Raw genomic sequence first — 15,454 nt, 5'->3', positions numbered from 1 at the left:
GGGGAGCCGAACAACGGCCGCAACCCCATCCTTTGAAAAGAGGCTCCAATGTCCACCTATTCCGCCGTGTTCTTCGACCTATACGGCACGTTGGTCGACATCCGTACGGACGAATCGTCAAGCGTCGCATGGTCGACGCTGTGCGATGCCCTGGCCATCGAATGCGGCGTGTTGTACCCCTCCAATGACGCCCTGCGCGAGCGATTCGATGAGCTCGCCGCCCCGATTCGGGCAGCCGCCGCAGGGAAGCACGGCGAATGGGCCGAACCCGATTTGCTGCCGGTGTATCAGGGCTTGGCGTCGAGTCCGGCATCGCGTCGGACCGGTGATGCGGCTTCGGACAGGGAAACGGCCGGAAAGAACGGGGAATCCGGGAAACTCGGGGAAGCGCAACAGGTTGCCGGCCGTCTCGCCTGGACGTTCCGCCGCGCCAGCACCAGCCTGCTGCACCTCTATCCGGGTGCGCTGCAGCTGCTGGCCCGATTGCAGGCCGCGGGATTGCGCGTAGTACTCGTCAGCAACGCGCAATCCTGCTACACCCGCCCCGAACTGGAGCTGCTGGGGCTCGACGACGCATTCGACCGCATCCTCATCTCCAGCGAGGAAGGCGTGCGCAAGCCGTCACCCGAGATCTTCAACCGGGCGCTGGCCCGTGAAGGATTGCGGCCGGATCAGGTGGTCATGGTCGGCAACGATTCCGTCTCGGACATCGCCGGCGCCCGTGCGGCCGGCATCGACGGCATTTACCTACGCACCGCCATCTCCCCGCCGGACGACCCGGCCGTCTGCCCCGAAGCCATACTCTCCCTGACCGGCCCCGATTATGCTGGAATCGAACGGTTCCTCGGAGTGCGATAAACGAATTACATTGGCTCCCCTCTCTGAGGGGGGGGCTGGCTCGCGAAGCGAGACTGAGGGGAGCGGACACGCAAGCCGCATCTTCAGCAGACCGGGGGAAGAGAGACGATCGCCGAGTCCACAAGGAGCATCCATGAACGAAGTCGAAATGGCCCGTCAACGCAAGGCTGCCGGCACTGATCGCCGTCACAAGGGCCTGTCCGTGTTCCGCCTCAAGGTGATCGGCGCGGTGTTCATGGCCTTTTCCGTGGCCTCCACCACGCTCGTGCCCATGCTGTTCGGCCCGCTGAACGCAGACAATATGACCGGCCTCACCGTCGCCGTGATTTGCGAGATCGCCTCATGGTGCGCCGTGCCGATCTACGCCTGGCTCCTCTTCGACGGTTGGCGGCATACGCGCAACGTCTGGCGCTATTGGGCGAGTTTGTTCATCCTGGCTGTCCTGTGCGATGTGCCCTATGGCAAGATCGTTACCGGGAATTGGGGTACGCCGTATCGCGGGGCACAGGCGTCGTCCGGTGGCGTCTCCTACTGGATCAGCAACCCGGTGTGGGGATTGGTGATCGCCCTGCTGGTGCTCATCGCCATCGACTGGATTGCCAAGCATCACACGAGGGCCGTGCGCTGGCTGCTCACCATCGCCGTGATCGTTGCCGGCGTACTGTGGAACCTCATCATGCACGTCGGCGTCAGTCAGCGCGTGATGTACACGGGCGCGCTCACGCTCGCTTTCGTGCTGGTCTTCTACTTCCTCAACGCTCGCGAGAACACGATGATGTTCACCGCCGGCCTGCTGGGTGCGGTCATGTGCATCACCCCGGCTGTCGGCGTGGCCTTCCTCCATTACCGCAACGGTGAACTCGGCTACCGTCATTCCTGGACCAAGTGGGTCTTCTACGCCCTTTACCCGGTCATGCTCCTCATCGGCGCGTTGCTGTAGTGCGATTTGCCTGCGTGACTGGACGGTCAGGCAGCAAGGGAACGGCCTGCGGACCATGTGGAATCACAATGGTCGCAGGCCGTTCCCATACCTTCGTAAAAGTGTCTTCACTCCACGTCGCCGAACGGCATATCGGTGCCACGCGGCACCAGCTGCGCCTCCACCACCTCATGCGGCGTATCGAGCTCCTTGCCGTCGATCAACTTCAGCGCCTTGCCGGCCGCGGTGCGACCCATCGCATACGGATCCTGACGCATCGTGGTCAGGTTGATGGTGTCCGCGTACGGGCTGTCATCGAAGCCCACAATCGAATAGTCGCGCGGCGTGCGATGGCCGTACCGCTCCAACTTGAGCACCAGCGGGATCGCCATCATATCCATCTGGCAGCAGATCGCGTCCGGGAACTCGTCCAGCGCGAGCAGTGCGGACAACGCCGAATCGGCGAATGCCGGACCGCGCGGCACGGACAGCACCTGCCAGTTGAGCTCGTGCTTGTGTTCGCCGTCCTGGCAGGCCCGGATGAATCCGCGTGTGCGGGCGTCGATGGAGGAATTCAGTAGTGCCGCCTCCGAGCATGGGTACACGATGTGCTTGTGCCCCAGATTGATGAGGTGCTGGGTGGCCGTGTACATGCCGCGTTCGTCGTCGATGCTGACGGTGGCGTCGAACCCGTCCACGGAAGGCGTGTTGATGCCGATGATCGGCACGTGGAGGCGCTTGAGCTGCTCCGTCTCGTGCGGGTCGATGGCGAACGACGCCACGAACACGGCGTCCACATTGCGGCGGATGGGCAGGTCGGTGAAGAACTCACGGCGGTTCTGTTCGGTGTCGATATGCTGGAACAGCGAGATGTCGTAGCCGGCCGGATGCATCATCGATTCAATGCCGGCGAACGTCTGCGTGTTGAACCAGCTGGTGATCTCCTCGTTCATCAGCAGCGCCACACGGTTGGTGCGGCCGGACTTCAGCGCCGTGGCCGAACGGGAGATGTTGAAATCGAGCTTGTCCGCGATGTCCAGCACCTTGCGGCGGGTCTTGTCCGAGACGAGGTCCGGTCGGGTGAACGCGCGGGACACCGTGGAGATGGAAACGCCGGCGGCCTTGGCTACTTCGTAGATGTCTGCCTTGCCCATAAACCCTCCTCAGTCGTACGGGACGGGCGTCGTCCCGTGATGCCCGAACTGTCGCGATGATACGTCGTTGTAATGTCAACTACAGTCATCATACACTGCAAACGTTAGCGAAACGGCGAGTTACACGCGGTTTCAATCATGATATTCTTTGCGTAAAGACTAAGGTGCGAACGTATGCGGTAACACTGTTGTGTATCGGTGACGTTCGGCACAGTGCAAACGCTCGATGGAGAGTGGGGGAGACCATGACAGGAAAGACGGTGCAACGACTTGGTGGTCGGCTGTGCAAGATGACGACCGCGCTCGTGTCGGCGATGGCGGCGTTCGCGCTATCGGCTGCGACTCTGCCCGCCCTGCCAGACGGTCCGGCGCCGGTCGCCCACGCCGCCGAATCCAAGAGCGACGTCATCGTCGTCGCCTTCCAGACCAACTGGAACTCCGTGGCCCGCGAATGCACCGAAACCTACGGTCCGGAAGGCGTGGGGTACGTGCAGGTCTCCCCGCCGCAGGAGACCATTACCGGCGCGCAATGGTGGACCTCCTACCAGCCGGTCAGCTACAGACTCGATTCCAAGCTCGGCACGGAAGCCGAATTCAAGGCCATGATCAAAACCTGCAAGGCGGCAGGCGTGGGTGTCATCGCGGACGCGGTCGTCAATCACATGGCCGGGGCCGACCAATCCGGCGCAGGCGTGGCCGGAAGCTCCTTTGACAACGCTGGCAACTTTCCCGCCGTGCCGTACACCTCCGCCAACTTCCACGATTGCACTGCGAACGTAAGCAACTACAACGATGCCGACAACGTGCAGAACTGCCGTATCACCGGCCTGCAGGACCTCGACACCGGTCAGGAATACGTGCAGGACAAGCTCGCCGGTTATATGGCCGGGCTGCTGGACATGGGTGTGGCGGGCTTCCGCGTAGATGCGGTCAAGCACATCGCCGCCAAGGACGTGGCGGCCATCAAGGCCAAACTCGCCGAGAAGACGGGCCGGAATGCGGACAGCATCTTCTTCGAGCAGGAGGTCATCGGCAGTGCCTCGGAAGCCGCTGAAATCCAGCCATCCAACTACCTAGGCACCGGCAAGGTCTCCGAATTCAACGTCAACGCCCGCCTCAAGGAAGCCTTCGACGGCGATATCAACTCCGCCAGCTTCGGACTGGCCCGCATCGGCGCCAGCGCAAGCTGGGTGCCGTCCCGCAAGGCTGCCGTATGGGTCACGAACTGGGACACCGAACGCAACGGCAGCGCCCTGACCTACAAGGACGGCGCGAAGTACCTGCTGGCCAACGCCTTCCTGCTGGCATACGGATACGGGCAGCCGCACGTCTATTCCGGCTACTACTTCGGCTCCAGCGATGACGGCGCGCCCGGTGCCACGGCCACTTCCGTGCCGGACATGACCTGTCCCACGGACGGCGCCGAAGCCGCCGACACCTGGCAGTGCGCGCAGCGGTGGACCGCCATCCGGGGCATGATTGGCTTTCATAACGCCGTGGCCGGCACCAAGGTTACGGATTGGAAGGAATACGGCGAGAACGTGGTCGGCTTCGGCCGTGGAGCGGCTGCCGATGGTGCGGGTGATGCTGCTATCGCCACCGATGACACGGCCGATGACATCACCGCAACGGGCAAAGCCGATGCCGGCGTGGGCTATCTGGCGATCAACAACAGCGACAAACCCGTCACGCAGACGTTCTCCACTTCGATGCCGGCCGGCGTGTACTGCAACGTGTACGCCTCCGGTGACTGCTCCGCTGCCGTCTCCGTCAAGGCCGACGGCACCTTCGAGGCCACCCTGCCGGCCGGTTCCGCTATCGCCATACACGTAGGCGCCACGCGCGGCGCATGGTCCGGCACCCGGCACACCGACCCGGCCGATCCGGATTGGTTCGTCGCCAGCGCTGCCGAAATGACGGCCGCCCAGCCCTCGGACCATGCGGACGCCGTCATGGATGAGGAGACTGCCGAAACCATCGACGAAACCAGCCGCTCCGCAGGCCTCTCGGTGCTCATCCTGGCCGCCGCGATGCTCCTCCTCACCGCCCTTGCCCGCCTGCGCAAAGACCCCTCCAAAACCTGAGCGTTATAGGGTATTTGGCTCCCCTCTCTAAGGACATTGCCGTGAAACAAACAGCGGAGCTGTTTGTAGGCAATGTGCGAGACGACAGTCGAGCCAACAGAACGCGAACGAAGTTCGTCCTCAATTGCAGGACGAGCTGGCGGCGAAGCCGTCTGAGGGGAGTCGCGGTGAAGCTGCTTGATAGTCGCAATTCAACAAAGACCTCCAAAACCTGAGCGCAACACGCTCAACTTTTTGTGACGAATTTGGGAATAGAACTTGCCGTTCGGAAGTTGAGTGGTGTAGGCTCAAGTTTTGGAAGGTCCAAGAGACGACCGGTTCGGAACTTGGGCGAGAAACGTACGAACGAATAATCAAGAACAAAAGGAGCACACATTATGGCACGTGCAGTTGGTATCGATCTGGGTACTACGAATTCCTGCATTGCAACGCTGGAAGGCGGCGAGCCCACCGTCATCGTGAACGCCGAGGGCGCCCGCACCACGCCGTCCGTGGTCGCGTTCTCCAAGTCCGGCGAGATCCTCGTCGGCGAAGTGGCCAAGCGTCAGGCCGTCACCAACGTTGACCGCACTATTTCTTCCGTGAAGCGTCACATGGGCACTGATTGGACCGTCGAGATCGACGGCAAGAAGTGGACCCCGCAGGAGATTTCCGCGCAGATCCTGATGAAGCTGAAGAGGGACGCCGAGGCGTACCTCGGCGAGCCGGTCACGGACGCCGTGATCACCTGCCCGGCATACTTCAACGATGCCCAGCGTCAGGCCACCAAGGACGCCGGCAAGATCGCCGGCCTGAACGTCCTGCGTATCATCAACGAGCCGACCGCGGCCGCTCTGGCCTACGGCCTTGAGAAGGGCAAGGAAGACGAGCGCATCCTGGTCTTCGATCTCGGCGGCGGCACCTTCGATGTCTCCCTGCTGGAGATCGGCAAGGACGACGACGGCTTCTCCACCATTCAGGTGCAGGCCACCAACGGCGACAACCACCTGGGCGGCGACGATTGGGATCAGAAGATCATCGATTGGCTGGTCTCCGAGGTCAAGAACAAGTACGGCGTCGACCTGAGCAAGGACAAGATCGCCCTGCAGCGTCTGAAGGAAGCCGCTGAGCAGGCGAAGAAGGAGCTCTCCTCCTCCACCTCCACCAGCATCTCCATGCAGTACCTGGCCATGACCCCTGACGGCACCCCGGTCCACCTGGATGAGACCCTGACCCGCGCCCACTTCGAGGAAATGACCTCCGACCTGCTCGGTCGCTGCCGCACCCCGTTCAACAACGTGCTGCACGACGCCGGCATCTCCGTGTCCGACATCGATCACGTGGTGCTCGTCGGCGGTTCCACCCGTATGCCGGCCGTCAAGGAGCTCGTCAAGGAGCTCACCGGCGGCAAGGAAGCCAACCAGTCCGTGAACCCGGATGAGGTCGTGGCCGTCGGCGCAGCCGTGCAGTCCGGCGTCATCAAGGGCGACCGCAAGGACGTCCTGCTCATCGACGTGACCCCGCTGTCCCTCGGTATCGAGACCAAGGGCGGCATCATGACCAAGCTCATCGACCGCAACACCGCCATCCCGACCAAGCGTTCCGAGGTCTTCTCCACCGCCGAGGACAACCAGCCGTCCGTGCTGATCCAGGTCTACCAGGGCGAGCGTGAGTTCGCCCGCGACAACAAGCCGCTGGGCACCTTCGAGCTGACCGGCATCGCTCCGGCTCCGCGTGGCGTCCCGCAGATCGAGGTCACCTTCGACATCGACGCCAACGGCATCGTGCACGTGTCCGCCAAGGACAAGGGCACCGGCAAGGAGCAGTCCATGACCATCACCGGTGGTTCCGGCCTGCCGAAGGACGAGATCGACCGCATGGTCAAGGAGGCCGAGGCTCACGAGGCCGAGGACAAGAAGCGCAAGGAGGACGCCGAGACCCGTAACCAGGCCGAGGCCTTCGCCTACAGCACCGAGAAGCTCGTCAACGACAACAAGGACAAGCTCTCCGACGACATCGTCAAGGAAGTCACCGAGAAGGTCAACGCCCTCAAGGAATCCCTGAAGGGTGAGGACACCGAGAAGGTCAAGACCGCTCAGACCGAGCTGATGACCGCCGCCCAGAAGATCGGCCAGGTCCTTTACGCCCAGCAGGGTGCCGAGGGTGCCGCGGCCGGTGCCGCCGGTGCCGGTGCGTCCGCCGGTTCCGCCTCCTCTTCCTCCGACGACGACACCGTCGAGGCCGAGGTCGTGGATGACGACGACAACAAGGACAACAAGTGATGTCCGACTTCAATAAGGACGACTACCTGAACGACCTGCCGGACGCGGACGATTTGGCTGCTGCCAAGTCCTCCACGGCCGGCACGGCCGCCTCTGAGGGCGGTTCCCAGCCTTCCGCCGGTGCGGACTCCGCCAAGCCCGAGGGCACCAGCACCTCGGCTCCCTCTGACGAGGGAGCTGCTGCGGCACCAGCCGCGACTGAGGAAGAGAAGCCGGCGAATGCCGGAGAGACCAGCGACTCGGCAAAGTCCGAGACCGACTCCTCCGCTTCCGACGACACCCTCACCCCGCTCGGCAAGGCCAAGAAGGAGGCCGCTGACTACCTCGAAGCCCTGCAGCGCGAGCGTGCGGAGTTCATCAACTACCGCAACCGCGCCACCCGCGAGCAGGAGCGCTTCCGCCAGCACGGCATCATCGACGTGCTGACCGCGCTGCTGCCGGCCCTCGACGACATCGATCGCATCCGCGAACACAGCGAGATGGACGATTCGTTCAAGGCCGTGGCCGCCAAGATCGACAAGGCCTTCGAGAAGTTCGGCGTCGAGAAGTTCGGCGAGAAGGGCGAAACCTTCGACCCCACCAAGCACGACGCGATCCTGCACAAGCCGGATCCGAACGCCGACAAGGAAACGGTCGATACCGTGGTCGAAGCCGGCTACCGCATCGGCGACCGCGTAATCCGCGCCGCCCGAGTGGTAGTAGCCTCCCCCCAAAACTAATGTCGTTTTGCCTCCCTTCTAGTGAGGGAGGCAAAACCTTACATCATACTTTTCAAGAAAGGAGACATGAATGGCTGAGAACGAATGGCTCAGCAAGGATTTCTACAAGGTCCTTGGTGTCTCCAAGGACGCCTCCGACGACGACATCAAAAAGGCGTACCGCAAGCTCGCCCGTAAGTATCACCCGGACGTCAACAAGACCAAGGAAGCCGAGGAGAAGTTCAAGGACATCTCCGAAGCCTATGACGTGCTGAGCAAGAAGGAGGATCGCCAGAAGTACGATGCGATCCGTCAGTTCGGCATGGGCGGCGCGCGCTTCGCCGGCGGTTCCGGCTCCGGCGGCTTCGACGCTTCCGGTTTCTCCGACATCTTCGGTTCCATGTTCGGCGCGGGCTCCGGCATGGGCGGCAACGGTTCGCGCATCCGCTTCTCCACGTCCGGTGCCGGCGGCAACCCCAATATCAACGACATCTTCTCCATGTTCGGCGGTGCCGCGGGCCAGGGTGCCCAGTACGGCAACGCCGGCGGTTACGGTTACGAGGAGGCCCTGCGCCCGGAGAACGGCGAGGATCGCAACTCCAAGATCGCACTGACCTTGCGTCAGGCGGTCAAGGGTGCCACCGTGTCCCTGTCCGTGGACGGCAAGAAGTTCAAGGCCCATGTGCCAGCAGGCGTGCGTGACGGCCAGAAGATCAAGCTCGCCGGCAAGGGCAAGCCCGGTCTTAACGGAGGCAAGGCCGGTGACCTGTACCTGCACGTCACCGTCAAGCCGGACGACACGTTCTCGATGCGCGGCTCGGACATCGTCATGGACCTGCCCGTCACCGTGGGCGAGGCCGTGGCCGGTGGCAAGGTCGAGGTCAAAGATATCGACGGCAACCCCGTCACCTTCAAGGTGCCGGCCGGCTCCAGCTCCGGTACGGAACTCAAGCTCGCAGGTCTGGGCGTCAAGCGCGGCAACCAGCCTGGCGACCTCGTCGGCCGTGTGCAGATCATGGTCCCCGCCAAACCGGGCCTCATGCTCAAGCACGCCGCCAAGGAATTCGACGAGAAGGCCGGCGACTACCTCGCCCGCTGATCCCCGCCGGGGTTCTTGCTCATCATCAAATAGCGGTTTTGGTTCCTCTGACGTGGCTGTGAGCGTGTTGATGGATTATGACACGTTTGCACATTGGCTCCCCTCTATGAGGGGAGCTGGCCACCGTGGGCGGACTGAGGGGAGCCCCTATGCAAAACCGTAGATCAAACGCATAAAAGGAGGCACATCATGGCGCGAACAGCCAATCAGATGCGGCAGCTCTACGCCATGTGCGCCACCGCGCTCGTCATGGGACGCGCCGACCTGGACGGTGCGGATGAGGTCGGCTTCGATATTGAACTGCCCATCTTCACCGTCGGCCAGGCCGCCGAGCTGGCGGGCATCCACCCCCAGACCCTCCGTCAATACGACCGGTTGAATCTGGTGCGTCCGCAGCGCACGGACGGCGGTGCCCGCCGCTACTGCCTGCGCGACATTGCCCGCCTGGCTCGCGCCCAGCGCCTGAGCCAGGACGAGGGCATCAATCTTTCGGGCATCGCCCGCATCCTGGCGCTCGAAGAGGAGAACCGCCAGCTACGCCGCGAGGTCAAACGCATGCAAACGGCCAATGAGGACAGCGTCTTCGCGGCCGGCCGTGACGGCAACATCGTGGAGGTCCAGCGCTCCAATCGCGCCCGCCTGTGGCGCAACGCCATCCGCCGCGAAACCCGCGAGCTGCCCGGCCGCCCCACGCCGGTCGCAGGCTACGGCCAGAACGCCACCGACTCGCGTTCCGCCGTCGCCTCTCCCTATACCGACGATTCCAAATCCATGGTCCTGTGGGGCTGGTGAGCCTGCGGGCTCGCCGAATCCTCCATTCCCCGGCCGCACAGTGTGGTCAAAATCCCACGGTGTGGTGATCTTTTCATGATGTACTGATTGGGAATGGCTATATTCCGCCATTCTTCGTAACCACACCGTGCAGGAATCACCACACCGTGGCGCGCTGAACTTCCCCAACTGTCGTATCCGGTTGGTGCAATGGAGCATAGGGAGACGCAACGTGACGAAATGGATGTATGAACGGAGGTAGGCATGCTACTCAAGGCTGTGTTCTGGGATCTGGACGGTACACTCATCGATTCCGAGCCGCTCTGGCATGACGGTGAGATCGAAATCGCGCACGCCAATGGTGGCGATTGGAACGAGGAACTCGGCTGGTCCGTCTCCGGAACCCCGGTACCGAACGTGGCCCAGCACATGATTGACCGCGGCTGCACGCTGAGCGTCGAGGAGATCGACGTGCAGCTCAAGGATTACGTGTTCAACGCGGAAGTCGAGCGCCTGCCGTGGATTCCCGGCGTGCGGGACGTGCTGCGTTCGCTCAAGGATGCCGGCATTCCGTGCATGCTGGTTACCACCTCGCCCCGCCGTATGGCTGAGAACATCATGAAGCAGGCGGCCGGCCTCCTCTCCGGATACATCTGCGGCGACGACCCGTACGACCACAAGCCCAACCCCGCGCCGTATCTGGCCGCCGCGGCCAAACTCGGCATCGCGCCCGAGGACATGGCCAAGTGCGTGGTCATGGAGGACTCCTCGGTGGGTCTCAAGGCGGGTGCCGCGTCCGGTGCCACGCTGATCGCGCAGACCGGCTGGATCCGCACCGACACTTCCGGTCTCGGCCAGTTCGCCTCCATCGATTCCTATGATGGCATCGATGCCGCCGCGCTCGACGCCTTCGTGCGCCGGCACCTGGAGCAGTCGGCCGAATAACCTCGCACGGCGGCGACCGGTAACAGCAGCCGGTAACAGCAGCCGGTCAAGGATCATCGGCGCATTGTGCAGATTCCTATGAGCCTGTCGGTTTCCGTTCAGGCTTGTATAAGCCCCGCTGGTAGGGTAGTGGACGGCTTGATACGTGCGTTTCGCGCGCCGCCGCCCGCCGCGAATCCCGGCGAGAGCAGGGCCTGCGACGCATGACCGACTTCGACTCATAGGAATTCCAGGAATCACATGGGCTTTATCAATTTCATCCTCGAACTGCTGAAGGATCCGCGCGCCGCGATCGCCGGTTGGATCGCCATGGGTGTGGCGCCGACCCTTGGCTTCATCTTCCTCATCGTCTTCATCGAGACCGGCGTGGTGTTCTTCCCATTCCTGCCCGGTGACTCGTTGCTGTTCGCTGCCGGCGTGTTCGCCGCTCCGGACGCCGCCACCGGCAAGGCCGCCCTGCCGTTGCTCTACCTGCTGCCGGTGGTGTGGTGCGCGCCGATCATCGGCGACCAGTGCAACTACTTCATCGGCCATTTCTTCGGCCGCCGCATCATCCAGTCCGGCAAGGTCAAGGCCATGACCCCCGAACGCATCGCCAAAACCGAAGGCATGATCGAGAAGTGGGGTCCGCTCGCCGTGTTCCTGGGCCGGTTCTTTCCGTTCATCCGCACGTTCATGCCGTTCATCTCCGGCATCTCCGGCATGCGGTGGAGCCGTTTCACGCCGTTCTCGGTACTCGGCGGCCTCACCTGGTCCACGCTGTTCACGCTGCTGGGCTACTTCTTCGGCAACATCCCTGCCGTGCAGGATCACTTCGAGCTGGTGATCGTGCTCATCCTGCTGGTCTCGCTCGCCCCGACCATCATCGGCCTGTTCAAGGCCAAGTTCGGCAAGAAGAAGCCGGAGCCGGTGACCGATTCCCAGCTCGACGTGATGGAGTCCGGCATCGAGCACCTCGATAAGTAAGCCTCCAAATTTCCGCCATAGCGGCCATGCCTCGCGCATGGCCGTTTTTGTTTGGCTCTGTTAAACCGAGATTGGCGTGCCCTCTATTCTTGGCTCCCCTTGTCAGGGGAGCTGGCGGCGAAGCCGACTGAGGGGTAGCCAGGTGGAATCCAGATCATTTTGGTTTAACAGAGCTTTTTTGTTTTCTGACTTATCCACATGCGTGGTGTGCGACATGCCGGACTGTGGATAAGTCCCCGAGCCGGAGCCACACGACTGCGCCCGAGTGGAGCCGACCGGCTCCAAGACGTTTCAATCGGGCCTTATGAACAGCAACACCACACCCCGCGTGGCTCGCAGGATGGCCTCGCCCGCGGTGGCTCCTCCGGGCGTTCCCCTGCCCGCGGACGACATGCATTCATCCGCATTTCGCTACTACACCCCTCCGCCCAAGCCCCTGGCCTCATCCGACCGCAAACGGTCCAAAGACGCTCCGCCTGCGGCCTTGGCCACGGACACCGTGTTCCGCAACATCGTGACGATGACCGCCAGCCACAGCGGCATAGGATTGAGCGTCACCGCATCCATGCTGGCCTGGACCCTGGCCGGCCGCGGTCTGAACTGCGCGCTGGTGGACGCCGATTTCGTAGGCGGATGCCTGGATCTGCTGCTCGGCGTGGAGCGGGAATCCGGTCTCAGATTCAGCCAGATCGATGCTCCGCTGGGACGCATCGAAGGCGCCGCGCTCAACCATGAGCTGCTGGTCTGGGAAGACGTGCGCATCCTGCCCTACGATCCCTGGAACGCCCGCCAACCCGAGTGGTGGGAGGTCCAGGCCGCGATACGAGCCTTGGCGGAAGCGAACGACGTGGTCATTGTGGATGCCGGCCAGGGCGGCCTGATCGAGACCGTTCCCGACCTACGCCGGGGCGTGCAGGTCGTGGCCGCCGAACTATCCGTCATGGGACTGGCGAGAACCAAATCACACCGGTCCAGACTGGCTTCGTGGGGATGCGACGCTCCCACCATCGTCGGCATCGAACCGCGTGGGGCGCCGCGAGGCCGGGGCGGCGTCGGCATCGCCGAAGCGGAGGACTACCTCATCGCGACCGTGCTCGGCCCCATCCGCCCGAACGTGGGATTGTGCGGCGACGTATTGGAAGGACTCGGCATTCGCTCGGTGGTCAAAGGCAGCCGCAAGGCCGTGACCATGTTGGCCGATGAGGTGGAGCAGGCCATACGGCCTCCCCGCACGTCCTCCCGGCCATCCGAAGAGTGGTGACATCATGAGCCGCCAATACAATGCCGTGTTCTTCGGGCTCCTTGACGGATTGGCCTCCGACCCCCGCATCACGGATCTTGCGGTCACCTGCGACGGCCGGGTCTGGGCTGACCGAGGCAATGGCATGGCGGAGCAGCGGATACCGGTGCCGTTCCGGTCACCGCAGGTGGTCCGTGAATACGCGGTCCAGCTCTGCGCGCAACTGGGCCGCCGCTTGGACGACGCCTGCCCCATCGCGGACGCCTCCAGCGTGGACGGCATCCGCGTGCATGCGGTGATTGCTCCGTTAGTGCCGCAGGGCGCCTCGATCTCCATACGATTCCCCGACCGCACGCGCGCCACATTGCCGGCCTTGGGACAGTCTGGCATGTTTCCTCCGGCCTGGTTGCCGCTGCTGACGGGATTGGTGGATAAAGGGGCCACGGTGCTGGTCACCGGCGGCACCGGCGCGGGCAAGACCACGCTGGTCAAGGCCCTCCTGGGCCGATGCGGTGCGAACGAACGCATCATCACCGTGGAGGAAGTTCGGGAACTGGGCGATTTCGGCCATGCGAACCATGTCTCCCTGGTGGCGCGCGAAGCGAATGTGGAGGGCATCGGCGCCATCGGCTTATCCGATCTGACCAAGGCCACGTTGCGTATGAGACCCGACCGTGTGGTGCTCGGCGAATGCCGCGGTGAGGAGATCGTGGACCTGCTGCGCGCGTTCAACTCAGGCCATCATGGCGGCATGACCACATTGCATGCCGATGGCGTGGAGCGCGTGCCGGCACGCCTCGTCTCCCTGGGACTGCTTGCCGGCGTGGGGCCACAGGCCTTGGCCATGCTCGCTGCCGGAGCCTTCGATGTGGTGCTGCACTTGGAACGAACCGACGGGCATCGCCGCATCGCGCAGATCGGCGGCCTTCGCGTGGCGAAAGACGGGCTGAGCGGGGTGCCGCTGGCGGTCTGGAATGGTTCCGAAGCACCACGGTACGCACCCGAATGGGAACGATTCCGGGTTCGTTGGAGCGGTTGAGCCATGTGGTGTGCGGTGCTGGCGGCGCTCGCCATCATATTGTGGCCGGATCGGCGGGCGCATCTTTCCGGACGGTTGCCCGGCCGGCGTTCGAAAAGCCGACTCGTCCGCGCCTTGGGGTTGTCCGCCACTTCCTTCAACGATGATGGTGAAGCAGGCGGCAATGCCATCCGGCTCGGCTCCGGCGGGCAGGGGCATGGGACGCTTCCACGGGTTGGCATCGCACAGGTCATCGCCTCGGCCATCGCCCGCATGAAAGGCGGCGGCACGTTACTGGAATCCTTCGAGGAACAGTACGGTCGCCGCTTTGCGGTACCCAGACTCACTGCCACCCGCTTGACGGCGTTGTTCGAGACGCGGCGGCTGCCGGACGAATCTCCGGCTCAGATACGCCATGCCGCTCTGGGCGTCGCCGCCGCAGCCACGCTCAGCGACGAGCTTGGATGCCAGGCTGCTCCGTGCCTGGAAGCGGTGTTATCGGCATACCGGCAATTGCGGCTGACGCAGCATCTGACCGCCCAGGCATTCGCCGTCCCCAAAGCCACCATCGGTCTGTTGAGCGTGCTCCCGGCCGCCACGGTGGCATTGGGTGAATTGATGGGCGCGAAGTCCCTGGCATTCCTGCTTGGCTCCTCCCGTGGATTGGTGTGCCTGGCATTGGGCGGATGCTGTTATGTGGCCGGTCTGGCATGGGTGCATGCGTTGATGAAGGAGGACCTGGCATGATTGCGTGGCTTATCGGCGTCGCCTCCTGTTGCGCGGCCGTCGCGACATGGCTGCGGGTAGGTGGAGCCGACACCGGAGACAGGCTTCGCAAATGCCCTGATACCGGCACGCAGGAGAGCGCCGAGGATGACGATGGCGTGTCTAGGACCGTACTGATACTGCGTATGGTGCAGGTCGCTTTGCAGCAAGGCGCGTCGATTCCGCGTGCCGTGGAGGCGGTGGGCCGTGCCGTCGGCGGCGATTGCGGGGCTCGCATGGAAAGGGTCGGTGCGGCGCTCAATCGTGGTGCTCCATGGGATGATGCGTGGAAGGCCGCTGCCGTTGAGGATGCCGAACATGGTCATCGGAGGGCTTCCGGCAACCGGTCCGGCGATGTGCTGCCGCTGCTGTGCGCCACCTTGGAATCCTCGTGGAAGCACGGCGATGCGCCGGGCGTGCGCATCGAAGCCGCCATCGAACAGCTGAACCGCGACGAACGCTCGCTGATCGAACGCAATGCGGCGCGATTATCCGTGAAACTGCTTATGCCGACGGGACTGTGCTTCCTGCCGGCCTTCGTGCTGATAGGCGTGATTCCCGCCATCGTTTCGTTCGTCATGTGACGGCCGATTTGTTCGTCGATGCCATGTCACTGGATGGGCCGTCGGTCGGGGTGATTAGAGGATGAGCCCCCGTGGGATGTGTCGGCGCTCTT

General features: G+C 63.4%; 14 protein-coding genes. 13 read left to right on the top strand and 1 reads right to left on the bottom strand.

Features of this window, described 5'->3' with window-relative positions; genetic code table 11:
• Positions 1-48 precede the first annotated feature (48 nt).
• Both DF196_RS06005 and DF196_RS06000 read left to right on the top strand, forming a co-directional pair.
• Positions 49-858: an HAD family hydrolase gene (locus tag DF196_RS06005; RefSeq protein ID WP_109056963.1), complete on the top strand. Its 810-nt coding sequence runs from the start codon at positions 49-51 to the stop codon at positions 856-858.
• Between the two features lie 133 nt (positions 859-991).
• Entirely contained in the window at positions 992-1,798 is an 807-nt protein-coding gene (locus tag DF196_RS06000) for a TraX family protein (protein ID WP_109056962.1), read from the top strand.
• 107 nt (positions 1,799-1,905) lie between these two features.
• On the opposite strand, the gene DF196_RS05995 is transcribed toward DF196_RS06000, so the two are convergent.
• Entirely contained in the window at positions 1,906-2,931 is a 1,026-nt protein-coding gene (locus DF196_RS05995; RefSeq protein WP_109056961.1) for a LacI family DNA-binding transcriptional regulator, read from the bottom strand.
• Positions 2,932-3,176: 245 nt separating this feature from the next.
• On the opposite strand from DF196_RS05995, the gene DF196_RS05990 reads away from it, so the two are divergent.
• From DF196_RS05990 to DF196_RS05940, 11 genes are all read left to right on the top strand, one after another.
• Positions 3,177-5,015 (top strand): alpha-amylase, encoded by a 1,839-nt coding sequence (locus tag DF196_RS05990; protein ID WP_241519614.1) that lies wholly within the window; start codon positions 3,177-3,179, stop codon positions 5,013-5,015.
• A gap of 377 nt (positions 5,016-5,392) precedes the next feature.
• A complete protein-coding gene (gene dnaK / locus DF196_RS05985) occupies positions 5,393-7,276 on the top strand; it encodes a molecular chaperone DnaK (protein WP_109056959.1) in 1,884 nt (627 codons plus the stop codon).
• Positions 7,276-7,995, top strand: coding sequence for a nucleotide exchange factor GrpE (gene grpE, locus DF196_RS05980; protein WP_109056958.1), 720 nt, complete (start codon positions 7,276-7,278; stop codon positions 7,993-7,995). The genes dnaK and grpE overlap by 1 nt, the downstream gene beginning before the upstream one ends.
• 70 nt (positions 7,996-8,065) lie before the next feature.
• On the top strand, positions 8,066-9,073 hold the full coding sequence (locus DF196_RS05975; RefSeq protein WP_109056957.1) for a DnaJ C-terminal domain-containing protein: 1,008 nt from the start codon (positions 8,066-8,068) through the stop codon (positions 9,071-9,073).
• 189 nt (positions 9,074-9,262) lie between these two features.
• Positions 9,263-9,865, top strand: coding sequence for a heat shock protein transcriptional repressor HspR (locus DF196_RS05970; RefSeq protein WP_109056956.1), 603 nt, complete (start codon positions 9,263-9,265; stop codon positions 9,863-9,865).
• Between the two features lie 243 nt (positions 9,866-10,108).
• Positions 10,109-10,789, top strand: a complete 681-nt coding sequence (locus DF196_RS05965; RefSeq protein WP_109056955.1) for an HAD family hydrolase — start codon at positions 10,109-10,111, stop codon at positions 10,787-10,789.
• Between the two features lie 240 nt (positions 10,790-11,029).
• Positions 11,030-11,755, top strand: coding sequence for a DedA family protein (locus tag DF196_RS05960; protein WP_109056954.1), 726 nt, complete (start codon positions 11,030-11,032; stop codon positions 11,753-11,755).
• A 304-nt stretch (positions 11,756-12,059) separates the two neighbouring features.
• On the top strand, positions 12,060-13,016 hold the full coding sequence (locus DF196_RS05955; RefSeq protein WP_109056953.1) for a CpaE-like family protein: 957 nt from the start codon (positions 12,060-12,062) through the stop codon (positions 13,014-13,016).
• A gap of 4 nt (positions 13,017-13,020) precedes the next feature.
• Positions 13,021-14,034, top strand: coding sequence for a TadA family conjugal transfer-associated ATPase (locus DF196_RS05950; protein ID WP_109056952.1), 1,014 nt, complete (start codon positions 13,021-13,023; stop codon positions 14,032-14,034).
• Positions 14,035-14,037: 3 nt separating this feature from the next.
• Positions 14,038-14,760 carry a pilus assembly protein gene (locus DF196_RS05945; RefSeq protein WP_170114993.1) on the top strand — a complete coding sequence of 241 codons (723 nt, stop codon included), beginning with the start codon at positions 14,038-14,040 and terminating at the stop codon, positions 14,758-14,760.
• Positions 14,757-15,362, top strand: a complete 606-nt coding sequence (locus tag DF196_RS05940) for a type II secretion system F family protein (RefSeq protein WP_109056951.1) — start codon at positions 14,757-14,759, stop codon at positions 15,360-15,362. The genes DF196_RS05945 and DF196_RS05940 overlap by 4 nt, the downstream gene beginning before the upstream one ends.
• The last annotated feature ends 92 nt before the right edge of the window (positions 15,363-15,454 follow it).

Origin of the sequence: Bifidobacterium callitrichidarum (genome assembly GCF_003129905.1) — a bacterium.
Lineage (GTDB): Bacteria > Actinomycetota > Actinomycetes > Actinomycetales > Bifidobacteriaceae > Bifidobacterium > Bifidobacterium callitrichidarum.
This window is presented reverse-complemented; position numbering and strand designations above follow the sequence as displayed.